This window comes from Zemynaea arenosa (assembly GCF_004614185.1).
GTDB classification, from domain to species: Bacteria; Pseudomonadota; Gammaproteobacteria; order Burkholderiales; family Burkholderiaceae_D; genus Telluria; species Telluria arenosa.
The window spans coordinates 18855-33877 of record NZ_SPVF01000210.1; the positions used below are offsets into that span (position 1 = coordinate 18855).

The 15023-nt window shown below is 65.7% G+C and carries 12 protein-coding genes; 8 read left to right on the forward strand and 4 right to left on the reverse strand.

Annotation, left to right across the window (positions count from 1 at the left end; genetic code table 11):
- Positions 1 to 73 precede the first annotated feature (73 nt).
- Both E4L96_RS16325 and E4L96_RS16330 read left to right on the forward strand, forming a co-directional pair.
- Positions 74 to 559, forward strand: a complete 486-nt coding sequence (locus E4L96_RS16325; protein WP_135208273.1) for an SET domain-containing protein — start codon at positions 74 to 76, stop codon at positions 557 to 559.
- 118 nt (positions 560 to 677) lie between these two features.
- Positions 678 to 1757 carry a helix-turn-helix transcriptional regulator gene (locus E4L96_RS16330; RefSeq protein WP_167758715.1) on the forward strand — a complete coding sequence of 360 codons (1080 nt, stop codon included), beginning with the start codon at positions 678 to 680 and terminating at the stop codon, positions 1755 to 1757.
- A gap of 188 nt (positions 1758 to 1945) precedes the next feature.
- Here the strand turns inward: E4L96_RS16330 and E4L96_RS16335 are convergent, their stop codons facing one another.
- Positions 1946 to 3727, reverse strand: coding sequence for a DEAD/DEAH box helicase (locus E4L96_RS16335; protein WP_135208275.1), 1782 nt, complete (start codon positions 3725 to 3727; stop codon positions 1946 to 1948).
- 338 nt (positions 3728 to 4065) lie between these two features.
- On the reverse strand, positions 4066 to 4857 hold the full coding sequence (gene fabI, locus E4L96_RS16340; RefSeq protein ID WP_135208276.1) for an enoyl-ACP reductase FabI: 792 nt from the start codon (positions 4855 to 4857) through the stop codon (positions 4066 to 4068).
- Positions 4858 to 4979: 122 nt separating this feature from the next.
- Here fabI and E4L96_RS16345 point away from each other — a divergent pair, with 122 nt between their 5' ends.
- On the forward strand, positions 4980 to 5645 hold the full coding sequence (locus E4L96_RS16345) for a GNAT family N-acetyltransferase (RefSeq protein WP_135208277.1): 666 nt from the start codon (positions 4980 to 4982) through the stop codon (positions 5643 to 5645).
- 43 nt (positions 5646 to 5688) lie between these two features.
- Here E4L96_RS16345 and E4L96_RS16350 read toward each other — a convergent pair whose 3' ends face one another.
- Positions 5689 to 7056 (reverse strand): transglycosylase SLT domain-containing protein, encoded by a 1368-nt coding sequence (locus E4L96_RS16350; RefSeq protein ID WP_135208278.1) that lies wholly within the window; start codon positions 7054 to 7056, stop codon positions 5689 to 5691.
- 276 nt (positions 7057 to 7332) lie between these two features.
- Between E4L96_RS16350 and E4L96_RS16355 the strand changes: the two genes are divergently transcribed.
- The 3 genes from E4L96_RS16355 to E4L96_RS16365 are packed head-to-tail and all read left to right on the forward strand — an operon-like array spanning position 7333 to position 8694.
- Positions 7333 to 7857, forward strand: coding sequence for an NADPH-dependent FMN reductase (locus tag E4L96_RS16355; RefSeq protein ID WP_135208279.1), 525 nt, complete (start codon positions 7333 to 7335; stop codon positions 7855 to 7857).
- Positions 7858 to 7904: 47 nt separating this feature from the next.
- Positions 7905 to 8474 carry a DUF1415 domain-containing protein gene (locus E4L96_RS16360; RefSeq protein ID WP_135208280.1) on the forward strand — a complete coding sequence of 190 codons (570 nt, stop codon included), beginning with the start codon at positions 7905 to 7907 and terminating at the stop codon, positions 8472 to 8474.
- Positions 8455 to 8694 (forward strand): DUF1289 domain-containing protein, encoded by a 240-nt coding sequence (locus E4L96_RS16365; RefSeq protein ID WP_370660753.1) that lies wholly within the window; start codon positions 8455 to 8457, stop codon positions 8692 to 8694. The genes E4L96_RS16360 and E4L96_RS16365 overlap by 20 nt, the downstream gene beginning before the upstream one ends.
- 39 nt (positions 8695 to 8733) lie before the next feature.
- Here the strand turns inward: E4L96_RS16365 and E4L96_RS16370 are convergent, their stop codons facing one another.
- Complete coding sequence (locus E4L96_RS16370; RefSeq protein WP_135208281.1) at positions 8734 to 9240, reverse strand: DUF1993 domain-containing protein; 507 nt, start codon at positions 9238 to 9240, stop codon at positions 8734 to 8736.
- A 182-nt stretch (positions 9241 to 9422) separates the two neighbouring features.
- Here E4L96_RS16370 and E4L96_RS16375 point away from each other — a divergent pair, with 182 nt between their 5' ends.
- Together E4L96_RS16375 and E4L96_RS16380 are read left to right on the forward strand one after the other, a co-directional pair.
- Positions 9423 to 12527 carry a bifunctional diguanylate cyclase/phosphodiesterase gene (locus E4L96_RS16375; protein WP_135208282.1) on the forward strand — a complete coding sequence of 1035 codons (3105 nt, stop codon included), beginning with the start codon at positions 9423 to 9425 and terminating at the stop codon, positions 12525 to 12527.
- 24 nt (positions 12528 to 12551) lie between these two features.
- Positions 12552 to 14831 (forward strand): xanthine dehydrogenase family protein molybdopterin-binding subunit, encoded by a 2280-nt coding sequence (locus E4L96_RS16380; RefSeq protein WP_135208283.1) that lies wholly within the window; start codon positions 12552 to 12554, stop codon positions 14829 to 14831.
- Positions 14832 to 15023 lie beyond the last annotated feature (192 nt).

Genomic DNA, 15023 nt, shown 5'->3' on the forward strand with positions numbered 1-15023 from the left:
CGAACCCCGCGCCAGGTTTGATGCGACAATCGCCACTTCTTCCGTCCCCAACGCCACGAACCCCAACCGCACCATGCCCAAGCAACCGCCAGCGTTTGAAGTCCACAACTCTCCCATCCACGGCAACGGCGTCTTCGCCATCCGCCACATCGACGCGGGCGAACGCCTGGTGGAATACAAGGGCCGCCGGATTTCATGGGACGAGGCGACCGCACGCGCGGAGCGCAGCGGCCAGCCGGTCAACTACACGCTGTTCTTTACCCTGGCCGACGGGAATGTGATCGATGGCGGCGACAAGGGCAACGATGCGCGCTTCATCAACCACTCCTGCGACCCGAACTGCGAGGCGTATGAGGAGGACGGCCGTGTGTACATCCATGCGCTGCACGACATCGAGCCGGGCGAAGAGCTGAACTACAACTACGCCCTGGTCTATGACGGCCCCCATACCGCCGCCATCAAGAAGGCCTTTGCCTGCCGCTGCGGCTCGCCCAACTGCACGGGCGTGATGCTCGCGCCGAAGAAGCGCCAGCGCAAAGCCGCCGCCAAAGCCGCCTGACGGCACCGCCGCGCCGCGCCAGCGGTGCCCCCTCCTGAAGGGGGAAGCAACGCGGAGCTGGTGACAGCACATGCATACATGGCGAGAATTGCGGCTTTCCTGACTCTGGGATGTCGCTGTGGCTCGCAAGAAGAATTCCCGTTTGTGGGCACGCCTGCGCGTGCTGTGTTCCTCCGGCCTGGACCTTATGTGCATCGCTCCGGACGCTTTTGCGCTGGTCCGGGAGCTGATCCCCTACGACGCCGCGACCCTGTACCTCACCGGCCCGGACGGCGAGACCTATACCACCTGGCAGAGCTCAGTGCTCGATTGTGTGCGCAACGTGTGCGCCTCGGAGGAATTCAACCGCAAGGAGGACCGGTACAAGATCTCCGACCTGGTCATGGCTGCCCCGAAAGTGGGCCACATGTTGCAGCCGCCGCGGAGCTACTTTGCCAGCCTTGCCTATCAGGAGATTGTCCGCCCCGCCGGCCAGCATCACGTCCTGGACGTGCGTCTGGAACTCGACGGCCGGCGGGTTGGCTTGCTCATGCTGCTGCGCGCGCCCGGAGCGGGCTTCGATGGCGATGACGTGGACGAAATCCTGCGCGTGGCCCGCTATTTCGAGCATGCCCACCGTTCCGCAGGCTGTGCGACCCTGGCCGAAGCCTGCCTCACGGAGGAGGCGATGGTGGTCGCCAACCGCGGCGGCGAAATCATGTACATGAGCGGCGAGGCGCAGGTCATGCTGCACGAACTGGCGCAGCAGGCGCACGCCCCGGCCACTCCGGGCCGGGTGCCGGAGCTGTGCCAGCGCGTGATCGAACGGCTGGCCAGCTCACAGCAGCTGGACCAGCTGCCAGTGGCGCGCATGTGGGCGCCGGGCGGGATCATCGAGGCCCGTGCGCAGTGGCTGGGTGGGCCGGGGGGCAGCGCAGGTCCGGAGGATCTGGCCGAACGGACGCCGGTGGGGATCTTCCTCAAGCGCGTGGAGCCGGTGCCGCTGCGGGTGTGGCGCAGTTTGCAGACGGCGGCACTGTCGCCGCAGCAGACCGAGGTCGCGTTCTGGATGGGGGTCGGGGTCCGGCGCGACGAAGTGCGCGAAAAGGTCGGAGTGAGCGAGGCGGGCCTGCGGGATTGCCTCAAGGTGATCTACGACCGCTTCGACTGTTCCTCCGAAGCCGCGCTGGCGGCAACCTTGCGGGGCCTGGCGGCGTAGGCCCGCCGGCACCTGAAAGCCGGGCCCTGGTGCGCGCCCGCAGACGAGCGCCGGGCGAGGGCGCGTGTGCCTGAACCCGGAAATGAAAAACCCCGCGGCTCGCGAGAGCGCGCGGGGTTTTTTATGCTTGCCGCGCCGGCCCTTGGGCGGAGCGACGCAGCTTGAGGCCCGCCGGAGCAGGCTGGCGATCAGTCGCCGACGGTGCGGCGGAAGGTGTCGGCCGAACGCGGATGCGACTGGCGGAAGCCGCCTTCGCGGCGGGCTTCACGCGGGCCAGCGTCCCGATTGAAGCCGGCTGCGCGCGGGGCGCCCTCACGTTTGAAGCCAGCGTCACGGTTGAAGCCACCTTCGCGCGGTGCGGAGTCACGGTTGTAACCGCCCTCGCGTTTGAAGCCGCCCTCGCGCGGAGCGGCGTCACGGTTGAAGCCACCCTCGCGTTTGAAGCCAGCGTCACGGTTGAAGCCACCCTCACGCGGTGCCGCGTCACGGTTGAAACCACCTTCACGCGGTGCGGCGTCGCGATTGAAGCCGCCCTCACGTTTGAAACCTGCGTCACGGTTGTAGCCGCCGTCGCGATTCCAGCTGCGCTGCTCGCGCGGCGCGCCGTCCCGATTGAAGCCGCCTTCGCGCGGAGCGGCGTCCCGATTGAAGCCACCCTCACGCTGGTAGCCGCCGTCCGGCTTGCCGAAGCCGCGCTGGGCGGGCTTGCCGTAGCCGCGGCCATCGCCCGGCTTCCAGCCCGGACGCGGGCGCGACGGAGCCGACTTCTTCGGCTCCAGGCCCTCGATCACATCGACCGGGATCGACTGCTTGGTGAAGCGCTCGATGCGGCGGATGTTGAGGTTCTCCGAGTGGTTCACCAGCGAGATCGCCAGGCCGTTGCGGCCCGCACGGCCAGTGCGGCCGATGCGGTGCACATAGTCCTCGGGGAACTTGGGCAGGTCGTAGTTCACCACGTGGGTGATGTTCGGCACGTCGATGCCGCGCGCGGCGACGTCGGTCGCCACCAGCACCTTGACCTGGCCGCGGCGCAGGCTGTCCAGGGTGCGGTTGCGCGCGCCCTGGTGCATGTCGCCATGCAGGGCAGCAGCCGCGAAGCCGGCGATGTTCAGGCGGTCGGCGATGGTGTCGGCGTCACGCTTGGTCGCGGTGAAGACCACGGCCTGGTCCAGCGCTTCGTCGCGCAGCACGTGGTCCAGCAGGCGGTTCTTGTGCGACAGGTCGTCCACGAAGTGCACGCGCTGCACGATGTTCTCGTGGCGGTTGGCGTTGGTGGCGATCTGGATCACTTTCGGATCCTTGGTGATGCGGCGCGCCATATTGCCCACCACGCCGTCCAGCGTGGCCGAGAACAGCATGGTCTGGCGGGTCTCAGGCGTGGCGGCGACGATCTTCTCGATGTCCTCGATGAAGCCCATGTCCAGCATGCGGTCCGCTTCGTCCAAGACCAGCATTTCGAGCTGCGAGAAGTCGATCTTGCCCGACTCCATGTGGTCGATCAGGCGGCCCGGGGTCGCGACCAGGATCTCGGGATTCTTGGCCAGCAGCTGCATCTGCTTCGGGTAGGGCATGCCGCCCAGGATCGAGACCGCGCGCACGCGGCGGATCTGGGTGCCATATTTGGCGGTGGCGGTGGTGACCTGCAGCGCCAGTTCGCGCGTCGGGGTCAGGACCAGCATTTTCGGTTGCGCGGGCTTGTAGCGCACGCGTTCGCCGCGGGCCTTGGCCGATTGCGCTTCCTGGGCCGGAGTGCGGCTGGCGGGCGCTTCGTCTGCCAGGGCGAGACGGTGCAGGGCCGGCAGCATGAAGGCCGCGGTCTTGCCGGAACCGGTCTGGGACGAGACCAGCAGGTCACGGCCTTCGATGGCGGCCGGGATCGCCTGTTCCTGGACCGGGGTCGGCTTGGTGTAGCCGGCGTCGGTGACGGCCTTGACGATGGCCGCATGCAGGCCGAGTGCTTCAAATGTCATTGAGTGAATCTCTTATGTGAAATGATGAGCCGTGCCGGGCACGGACGCGACAGCGCAACGCGAACCAAATCAAAGACGAAATGACTTCAGTGACAAGAAATTTCGGCACAAAAGCTTTGCGCCGGGACGGTGTCCAAAGTGCGGACACGCAGGGCGGGGAGGCTTTATGAGAGGGCGCCGTTCAGTCGGCGGCCCTGGGTTGCGATGCTGCTTGTTTTTATTGGTCGACTGCTTTTTGCAGCGCACAAAGCGTAACTATACAGGAACCGGCGGTACTTGTATAGATCATCGTGCGCTGCGTAGCGCGCTGCACCATGGCCGGCGGCCACGGTGTGGCGTTATTCGTAATCGCTGGCGTTCAGGCCCATGACGTGGGAGAAGCCGCCGTCCACGTACATGATGTCGCCGGTGATGCCGGACGACAGGTCGGACAGCAGGAAGGCGGCGGCGTTGCCGACTTCTTCGATCGTCACGTTGCGGCGCAGCGGGGCGTGCGAGGACGCGAAGCCGAGCAGCTTGCCGAAGTCCTTGATGCCGGACGCGGCCAGGGTCTTGATCGGGCCGGCGGAAATGCCGTTGGCGCGGATGCCTTGCTGGCCCAGGTTCTCTGCCAAGTAGCGCACCGAGGCTTCCAGCGAGGCCTTGGCCAGGCCCATGGTGTTGTAGTACGGGATCGCGCGGACCGCGCCCAGGTAGGACAGGGTCAGCACCGACGAGCCTTCGTGCAGCATCGGCAGGGCGGCCTTGACCATGGCCGGGAACGAGTAGGCCGAGATGTCGTGGGCGATGCGGAAGTTCTCGCGCGAGAAGCCGTCCAGGAATTCGCCGGCGATCGCCTCGCGCGGGGCGAAGCCAATGGCGTGCACGAAGCCGTCCAGCTTGTCCCAGGTCTGGCCCAGATCGCGGAACAGCGCTTCGATCTGCTCGTCGCTGGAGACGTCGCAGTCGTAGACCAGCTTGCTGTCGAACTCGGCGGCGAATTCGGTGATGCGGTCCTTGAAGCGCTCGCCGACGTAGGTGAATGCCAGCTCGGCGCCTTCACGATGGCAGGCCTTGGCGATGCCGTACGCGATCGAGCGGTTCGACAGCACGCCGGTGATGAGGATTTTTTTGCCTTGCAAGAACGCCATGGTGAGCTCCGATTCGACTTTCGACTGCGATGTTGTTGTCTGAACATCCCGCGCAGGGGAAGCCGAGATTGTAGGGGGAGATTGAGGGAACCGCAACTTGAGGGCGTGCTACAGTTTCGCGCATGAAAACTGAGCCATTCGAATCGAAGGTGGAAGAGGCGCTGCTGGTGGGGTGGCTGCGCGCGCGGTCGGTCGCGCGCGGGGTGCCGCTGCCGGTGGCCGATCATGGGGGCTGGCGGGTCGAGACGGGGGCGCAGAACGAGCTGAGGCGGTATGTGTTCGCCGCCAGCGGTCCCGGCTTGCGCACGCTGGGGGAGGAGATCGTGACGCCGCGCGTCTACCTTAAGCTGTGCGGCACGGGGCATCAGCTGCTGTCCGTGTTGCCGGCGCGCTGGTCGCTGGATCAGACGCGGTTCGTGATGACGGGGGAGGGCTTCGCCCCATCCGCGCGGACGGTGGCGCTGCCGGCGGGGTACAGCGTGCAGCTGACCAGTACCGGCGCGGTGACCGAGGCCCGCATCATGTGCGGACACGAGGTGGCGGCGAGCGGACAGGCGGTCGAGTGGGATGGCGTGTTCATTTACGACCAGATCGCCACGGCGCCAGCGCACCAGCGGCGCGGGCTGGGCGCGGCGCTGATGCAGTCGCTGGCGGGCGCGCGGCGTTCAGCGGAAGCGCGCCAAGTGCTGATCGCGACCGCGCCTGGGCAGGCGCTGTACAGCACGCTCGGCTGGCAGACGATCTCGCCGTACAGCACCGCGTTCATCCCCGATTACGCGAAGGAATAAAAAGCCGCGCTCGGGGCGCGGCTTTGCATGGCGTCGGGTCAGCTTAGCTGCCGCGCTTCTTGCGCTGGATGCGCGACTTGATGGTCTCGACGGCGCTGGCCGTCTTGGCGCGGAACTTCTGTGCGTTGGTCATGCGGGTACGCACCACGCGCTTGCTGTCGCCGCGGTCCGGTTCCAGCGCCAGCACCGCGTTCTCGACGATGTGCTCGGCGATATCGTTGTCCGAAGCAGCGGAGGCCGCCATCTTCGGCACCAGGATCGTCGAGCCTGCCTTCAGGCGCGTCTTGGCCGGAATATTGTTGGCCTCGCGGATCACCTCAGGCGTCGTATGGAACTTGGACGCCAGCGCCACGATGGTCTCCTTGGCGCCCGCAATCTTGTGCGTGGTCCAGGTCGACAGGGCATGGCCCCATGACGCCAGGTTGGCGTAGAACTTCTCGGCGTTCGCCTGCGGCAGCAGGATCTTGGTCTTCTCGCCGCCCGTGATCACCGGACGGGTGAATTGCGGATTGAGCGCCTTGAACTCGTCGACCGACAGCTCGGCCAGCTTGGCCGCGACTTCCACGTCCATGTCGCTGGTCTTGTCGATGGTCGTGAAGTAGGCCTCGTTCTGGATCGGCGGCAGCGTGACGTTGTACTGCGCCGGGTTGCCGATGATGTTCTTCACGGCCTGCAGCTTGGGCACGTAGTTGCGCGTCTCGGCCGGCATCAGTGCCGACAGGCTTTCGAAATCGGTCGGCTTGCCCAGCGCCTGGTTGCGCTTGATGGCTTTCTGGACGTTGCCTTCGCCCCAGTTGTAGGCGGCCAGGGCCAGCTGCCAGTCGCCGAACATGTTGTACAGCTTCTGCAGGTAGGTGAGGGCGGCGTCGGTGGACTCCAGCACGCCGCGGCGCTCGTCCGTGAACAGGTTCTGGGCCAGGTTGAAGTCCTTGCCCGTGCCCGGCACGAACTGCCACATGCCGGCCGCGTTGGCGGACGAGTTGGCTTGCGGGTTAAAGGCGGACTCGATCACCGGCAGCAGTGCCAGTTCGGTCGGCATGCCGCGCTTTTCGAGCTCGGTGACGACGTGATACAGGTAGCGCGACGCGCGCTGGCCGGTGCGGGCGATGTAGTCCGGACGGGTCGCGTACCAATTGACGTGGTTGGCGACCAGCTGGTTATCGATGTCGGGAATGGCGTAACCGGAACGGATGCGCGCCCACAGGTCGGTTTCCTTGTACTCGTCGCCTTTGGCTTGTTTGACAACGATGGAATCGAGGGCGGAAGACTTCGCGACCGGAGCTGGCTGGTACGTCGGGGAGCTGGTGGTAGAGCTTGGCTCGACGGCGTGTGCAAACACGGGTGCTACGGCTGCTGCAACTGCAACTGCGAGCCCCGCCAGGACTGGGGTGATGCGAGTCTTATCTTGCATGGGTTTCCAATGTTACGTGCCGGTAAGGACACTTCCAGTGAACAAGGGGGCAGTCTATGGGTCATTCCGGGTCGAGTCAAGAAAAAGGACCTCTCCATTTGTAATTCTCCGGTGCTCTTTTAGCAGGGGTATCCGAGTGTTTTATCAAGTTGTCATCCCTGCGGTGAGGGCCGGTTTTCGGCATACTCCCGGGGAGTATGCGGTGCTGTTCAGTCGGAGAAAAATCCCGCGGGCATGGACTGATATCTGTTATATATCAATCAAAGGGGATCAGGAATGTTAATTCTGGCAATTTCGGGAAGCTTGCGGACGGCGTCTTACAATTCGGCGGTTTTACGGGCGGCTGCGCAGGTTGTGCCCGACGTGCACCTGTTTGAGGGGCTGGGTGAGCTGCCGCTGTTCAATCCGGACCGGGATACGGAGCCGGGCACGGCCGTGGAGCGCTGGCGCGCGGCGGTCGCGGCCGCGGACGCCCTTCTGATTGCCAGCCCGGAGTACGCCCACGGCATCTCCGGACCCATGAAGAACGCGCTCGACTGGCTGGTATCGATGCCGGATTTTCCCGGCAAGCCGGTTGCCCTGTGGAACACGTCCCCGCGCGCCCATCATGCCCAGGACGCGCTGCGCGAGGTGCTGACCACGATGTCCGCCGAGCTGGTCGACCTGGCCTGCGCAACCATCCCCCTCCCGGGCACCGGCCTGGACACGCCCGGCATCCTGGCCCGGCCCGACCTCGTCCGTCTCATCGGCGATAGCCTGGCATCTCTGCGCCACGCCGCCATGCTCCGCCGCGGGCAGTAATGCAGGTAGAATGGCGCTTTCCCGCAGTCGAATGAGCAGTCGAATACATGAGCAGCACGCACCTGAACACCAGCGATGAGGACATCATCGCGGCCACCCGCAACTGGCTGGAAAAAGCCGTCATCGGCCTGAACCTGTGCCCGTTCGCCAAGGCGGTGCACGTGAAGGACCAGGTGCGCTACGTGGTCTCGCCGGCCACCACCCCCGAGCAGCTGCTCGAACAGCTGATGGACGAGCTGCAGCGCCTTTCGGACACCAGCCCCGAAGAGGTCGACACGACCCTGCTGATCCACCCCTTCGTCCTGACCGATTTCGAGGATTACAACGAGTTCCTGGACGTGGCCGATGCCGCCGTCGAGGACATGCAACTCGCCGGCGAGCTGCAGGTGGCGTCCTTCCACCCCGACTACCAGTTCGCGGACACGCACCCGGACGACATCACCAACTACACCAACCGCGCCCCATACCCCATCCTGCACCTGCTGCGCGAAGAGTCGATCGACCGCGCCGTGGAGGCCTTCCCCGAGGCGGAAACGATCTACGAGAAGAACATCGAGACGATGGAAAAGCTGGGCAAGGACGGCTGGGACAAGCTCGATGTCGGACCCGCACGCTAAGCCGGTGGTGGCCGTGCCGACCCTGAGCGAGCAAATGGCGGCGCTGCCCGAACGCCCGGACACGCCCTGCGTGGCGGTCTGCTCGACCACCTTCGACGACGTGTGCCGCGGCTGCGGGCGCACCTACATCGAGGTGGCCCGCTGGGTGGCGATGTCGGCGGAGGAAAAGGAAGTGGTCTGGCGCCGCATCCTGGCCGAGGGCTACCCCCGCCGCAACTAGGATGGTGGCCGGGCGCGCCGCCCGGCATTCGCATCCCGCTTAGAAGGACCCGATAAAGTCTTTCTTTCCAATCTCCACGCCATTGTGGCGCAGCAGGTCATATGCGGTGGTCGCATGGAAGTAGAAATGCGCCAGCGCGTAATGCACCAGGTACGCCTGCCCCACGAACTCGCGCGTGGTCCCGCCCGAAGTCAGCGTGATGGTGCGCCCCGCCGACTCTTCGATGTCCGCACGCGGCACCGATTCGATGAACGCGATGGTCTTGGCGATGCGCGCCTGCAGGTCCGCAAACGACACCTCGTTGTCCTCGTACTTGGGCACCTCGACCCCCGCCAGCCGCGCCGCCGCACCCTTGGCGAAGTCGCAGGCGATCAGCACCTGGCGCAGCATCGGGAACATGTCCGGATACAGGCGCGCCTGCAGCAGGGCGGCCGGATCGATCTTGCGCTCGGTGCAGTGGGCCTCGGCCTTCTGCAGGATGGACGACAGGCTCGTCAGGATTTGCTTGAACACCGGCACCGAGGCCGAATACATCGAAAACGACATGAATTGCTCCTTTACCAAAAAAGTGGCTGGGATCATAACGCGGCGTGGCATTTTCTGCTCACGGAGCCAGAAAACCATGACGCCGACTATGCTTTGCGGGATAATGCATAGAAGAACTATTCTTCAGCCCGGCCTCTGGATCATGCATTCATTACAAGGCGCCATGACCGCACAGCGAGCGCATGGCTAAACAACACGGTTTCCGCGCCAGGCTAAGCAAACTGTACGGATTGTCCATCTATGGAGCTCTGCTGCTCGTGGTGGTCCTCGGCCTGGTCATCCCTGCGTCGATCGGCGGCTTCGTGCTGCTCGGCGTGCAGGAGCGCGACGCTGCCCGCGCGGCCCTCAACGAATCCCTGCAGCGCAACGCCGACATCCTGGCCCTCGGGATGCAGGAGTCGCTGTGGAACATGAACACGGAATCCGCCCAGTCCCTGGTGCAGTCCGTGATGCGCGACCCGTCCGTGCTCCAGATCCAGGTGGTCGGCCAGTCCGACACCCAGTTCGTCAACGCCCAATCGCCCAACCGCCCGCTCGGGAACATCTACCGCGCGGAACGCGACATCATGGTGCGCGGGGAGCGCATCGGCCGCATCCTGATCGTGATGGACGACGCCCGCAGCCAGCACGAGCTGCGCGCCAAGCAGGCCAACTACGCGATGGTGCTGGCGGGGCAGGTGGCCGTGTCGCTGCTGCTGATTGTCCTGTTCCTCAACCGCCGCCTGCTGCAGCCGCTGCGCAAGCTGATGACCTTCTCGGACCGCCTCTCGCACGGCGACTTCGAGACCCGGCTCGATCTCGCGGGCCGCGATGAGCTGGGCCGCCTGGCCAGCCAGATGGAGCAGATGCGGGTGGCGATCAAGCACCTGTTCAGTGACATCGCCCAGCGCGAGGAACGCTTCCGCACCATCGTGACCCAGGTGCCGGGCGCGGTGTACCGCGTGCGTCCCGATGGCCCGGTGGATTTCGTCTCCGATGCGATCGAGGAGATCTCCGGCTACCCGGCCTCCGTCTTCATGCGGACGGACCATTACAAGTGGGCCGATATCATCGCGCCCGAAGACCGCCGCATGCACTACCGCGTGATCGGCCAGGCGGTGCAGGAATGCCGCCCCTACGAAATCGAATACCGCATCGTCGACGCCCTCGGCACGGAGCGCTGGGTTTCGGAGAAGGGCCAGCCGCAGCGCAATGGCGACGAGGAGTGGATCGACGGGATCATCACCGACATCTCTGAACGCAAGAACAACGAGATGCGCATCGAGGCCCTGCTGGCCGAGCAGAGCGCGATCCTCGACAACGTGATGTTCGGTGTGATGACCGTGCGTCACCGCCGCGTGGTCTCGGTGAACCGCCGCTGCGAAGAACTGTTCGGCTACGCGCCGGGCGAAATGCTTGGCCGGTCCACCAGCATCGTGTTCCCGAGCGAGGCCGAATACGAGGCTGCCGGGTCGCGCCAGTACGTGAGCCTGGGCCAGGGCAGCTACTTCACCGAAGAGCGGATGTACCGCAAACATGATGGGCGCCTGTTCTGGTGTCTGGTGTCCGGCTGCGCGCTCGATCCTGCGCGCCCGAACGAGGGCAGCATCTGGGTCTACGCCGACATCACCGAGCGCAAACAGGCCGAGGAAAAGCTGCGCCTCAACGCCACCGTGCTGGAGCAGATCGCCGACGGCGTGATGGTGATCGACGTGGCCGGCCGCATCGTCGCCATCAACCCGGCCTTCACCCAGGTCACCGGCTACACCGAGCAGGAAGCGATCGGCAAGCCGTTCAGCCTCACGCGCTCCTCGCGCAATGACGAAGCGTTTTATGAGCAGCTGTGGCGGGACCTGGGCACCACTGGCTACTGGCGCGGCGAGCTGTGGAACGTGCGCAAGAGCGGAGACCTGTACCTGGAGTGGCTGACGGTGTCGGCGGTGCGCGACGAGCATGGCCTGTGCACGCACTACGTGGCGGTGTTCAGCGACATCACCAAGGTCAAGGAGTCGCAGGAAAAGCTGGACCACATGGCCCACCACGATCCGCTCACGCAGCTGCCTAACCGTGCGCTGTTCCACGACCGCCTGCAGCACGCCTTGCAGCGTTCCGCGCGCGCCGGCCAGCAGCTGGCGGTGCTCTTCATTGACCTGGACCGCTTCAAGAACGTCAACGACACGCTGGGCCACCACGTGGGCGACGAGCTACTGAAGAAGGTCGCCACCGCGCTCACTGGCCGCCTGCGCGAAGGCGATACGCTGGCGCGCCTGGGCGGGGACGAATTCATCGTCATGCTCGAAAATATCGAGGGCGAGTTCAGCGCGGGCCATGTGGCCGAAAAGCTGATGGCGTTGTTCGAGCAGCCGTTTGTCGTGCAGGACTACGAACTCTTTGTCACGGCCTCCGTCGGCATCTCGATGTTCCCGAAAGATGCGACCGACCTGAATATGCTGATCCGGAATGCGGATGTGGCGATGTACCAGGCCAAGGCGCGCGGGCGCAATGGCTACCAGTTCTACGCGCCGTCCATGACCGGCGAAGGCCTGGAGCGCCTGCGCATCGAAGCCATGCTGCGGCGGTCCATCGACAAGGGCGAGATCTTCCTGCACTACCAGCCGCAGGTCGAAATCGACAGCGGGCGCCTGATCGGCGTGGAGGCGCTGGTGCGCTGGCAGAACCCCGAACTGGGGCTGGTGCCGCCGGTGCGCTTCATTCCGCTGGCGGAGGACACGGGCTTCATCAACCAGCTCGGCGAGTGGGTGCTGCAGGAAGCCTGCCGCCAGATGAAGCGCTGGGACGACGCGGGCCTGAATGTGCCCAAGATCGCGGTCAACCTCTCGGCCAAGCAGTTCGAACGCGGCTCGATCGTCAACATGGTCGGTGGGGTGCTGGAGGAGACCGGACTGGATGCGGCGCGCCTGCAGCTGGAAGTCACCGAATCCGTCATCATGGACACCGGCGACGCGCTGGGCTTCATCAATGACCTGCATTCGATCGGCGTGTCGCTCGCGATCGATGATTTCGGCACCGGCTATTCGTCGCTGGCTTACCTCAAGCAGCTGCCGGTGCAGACGCTGAAGATCGACCGCTCCTTCATCAAGGACATCTCCACCGACATCAACGATGAAGCGATTACAATCGCGATCATCCAGCTGGCCAAGTCCCTGAACCTGTCGGTGGTTGCGGAAGGCGTGGAGACGGGCGAGCAGGCCGACTTCCTGATGCGCCATGGCTGCAACAAGGCACAGGGCTTCTTCTACAGCCGTCCGGTGCTGCCGGACGATCTCCTTTCCAAGTGGCGCGACTGACCTTCAACTGACCTCTCACACGACATGACCAAAGCGACTCCCCGCAGCCGTTCCCGCAGGCGTTTTCTCCTCGGTGGCCTGGGCGTGGCGGGCGCGCTGGTGGTCGGGTGGGGTTTCCTGCCGCCGCGCCAGCGGCTGCGCACCGCGGCCGCGCTGCCGGTCACGAATGGCGCGGTCGCGTTCAATGGCTGGGTCGCCATCGCGCCGGATGGCACGGTCTATGTGACCATGGCGCGCAGCGAAATGGGGCAGGGCGTGCACACCGCATTGCCGATGCTGGTCGCGGAGGAGCTGGACGTGCCGCTGGAGCGCACCCGCATCACCCAGGCACCCATCGACAAGATCTTCGGCAACCTGGTGGTGATGCGCGAGTCCATGCCCTTTCATCCGGACGGGCGTTCCGGGGTGCGCGATGGAGTGCAATGGCTGCTCGGTAAAGTCGGCCGCGAGCTCGGGATCATGGCGACCGGCGGCTCCTCCAGTATCCGCGATGCGTGGCAGCCGATGCGCGAAGCGGGGGCGGTCGCGCGCGCCATGCTGGTCGCGGCCGCGGCGCAGCAGTGGAAGGTGCCGGCCTCCGAATGCAGTACCGCCAATGGCATGGTCACGCATCCGCGCGCGGGCAGCGCGAGCTACGGCAGCCTGGTGGCCAAGGCGGCCAACATCGCCATGGAAGTCTCGGACATCAAGTTGAAGGATCCGCGCAGCTTTCGCCTGATCGGGCGCGAGGTGGCGCGGCGCGACAGCCCGGCCAAGGTCAATGGCAGCGCGAAGTTCGGCATCGACGCGCGGCCCGAGGGACTGGTGTACGCGGCGGTGCGCATGGCGCCGGTCGTCGGGGACAAGGTGGCGTCGTTCGATGGGGCGCCTGTGCGGGCGATGCCGGGGGTGCTCGGCGTGGCTGACTTTTCGCATGCGCTGTCGCCATTCACCGGCGCTGGCGCTGGCGTGGCGGTGATCGCGCGCAGCTGGTGGCAGGCGCACCAGGCGGCGGCTGCGCTCAAGGTCACGTGGAGCGATGGCGGCGCGGCGCGGCTGTCGTCGGCGGAGATTCGAAAACAGCTGGCGGCCACGCTGCAGGAGTCGTCCGGGTTCACTTACTACAGTGTCGGCGATGTGGATGCAGCGGCGCCGTCCGGTGCGCGCGTCGTCGAAGCCGAGTACTTCGCGCCCTTCCTCGCCCACGCCACCATGGAGCCGATCAACTGCACAGCGCAGGTGCGCGATGGGCGGGTGAAGCTGTGGGTCTCCACGCAGGTGCCCTCGCTGGCGGTGCAGGCGGCGGCCAAGGTGGCGGGCGTGTCGAGCAGCGACGTGTCCATCGAGACGATGCTGATCGGCGGCGGCTTCGGGCGGCGGCTGGAGGTGGACATGGTGCAGCAGGCCGTGGCCATCGCGCTGGCGGCCAATGGCGCCCCGGTGCAGGTGATCTGGTCGCGCGAGGACGACATCGGGCATGACGTGTACCGCCCGGTGGCGCTGGCGCGCTTCCGCGGCGTGCTGGATGCGGCGGGGCGCGTTTTGAGCTGGAGTGCCAAGTCCACCGGGCCTTCGATCAGTCACCAGTACTATCCGCGCGCCATCGGCCTGCCCGGCATGGGGCCGGACAAGACCACCGCCGAGGGTGAATTCGACATGCAGTACGAGGTGCCCAACCAGCGCATCGCGCATGTGATTGCGGAGCTGCCGGTCCCGGTGGGGAACTGGCGTGCGGTGGGGCACTCGCAGAACGCCTTCTTCAAGGAGGCCTTCATCGACGAGCTGGCGCAGGCGGCGGGGCAGGATCCGGTCGCGTTCCGCCGCGCGCTGCTGCAGGGGCATCCGCGCCATTTGAGGGTGCTGAATGCGGCCATCGCTCGTGCGGGTGAAGCGCCCGAAGGCCGCGCGCATGGCGTGGCGATCCACCAGAGCTATGGCTCGGTGGTGGCGCAGGTGGCGGAGGTATCGGTCGCGGACAAGCAGATTCGCGTCCACCGCGTGGTCTGCGCCATCGACTGCGGGCTGGCGATCAACCCGAATCTCGTCCGGCAGCAAATGGAGTCTTCGGTGGTCTTCGGCCTGTCGGCCGCGCTGGCGGGCGAGATCACGTTCGAGAATGGGCGTGTCCAGCAAACCAACTTCGGCGACTACCCGGTCCTGCGCATGAGCGAAGTTCCCGAGGTCGAGACCATCATCCTGCCGAGTGCCGACGCACCCGAAGGCGTCGGCGAGCCCGCCGTGCCCCCGGTCGCCCCGGCCGTCGCCGCCGCCCTGTTCAAGCTGACCGGCCAGCGCCTCCGCTCCCTCCCGCTCCGTCTCACCTAACCGCCCCTCCCGCTTTGCGCCCCCTCAACCCCGGGGTCAGGCACCGGTCTAGCAGGAGAGCCCTGGCCCCACCGTTTCTTTCGCCTTCAAAATCATGCGCTTACGCGATAGGCATTTGATAATGAACAAAAAGGGCGAGGCCTGACCCCGTACATGGACGCCCCCGGTTTGCCAAGGTCTCATTTGATGATG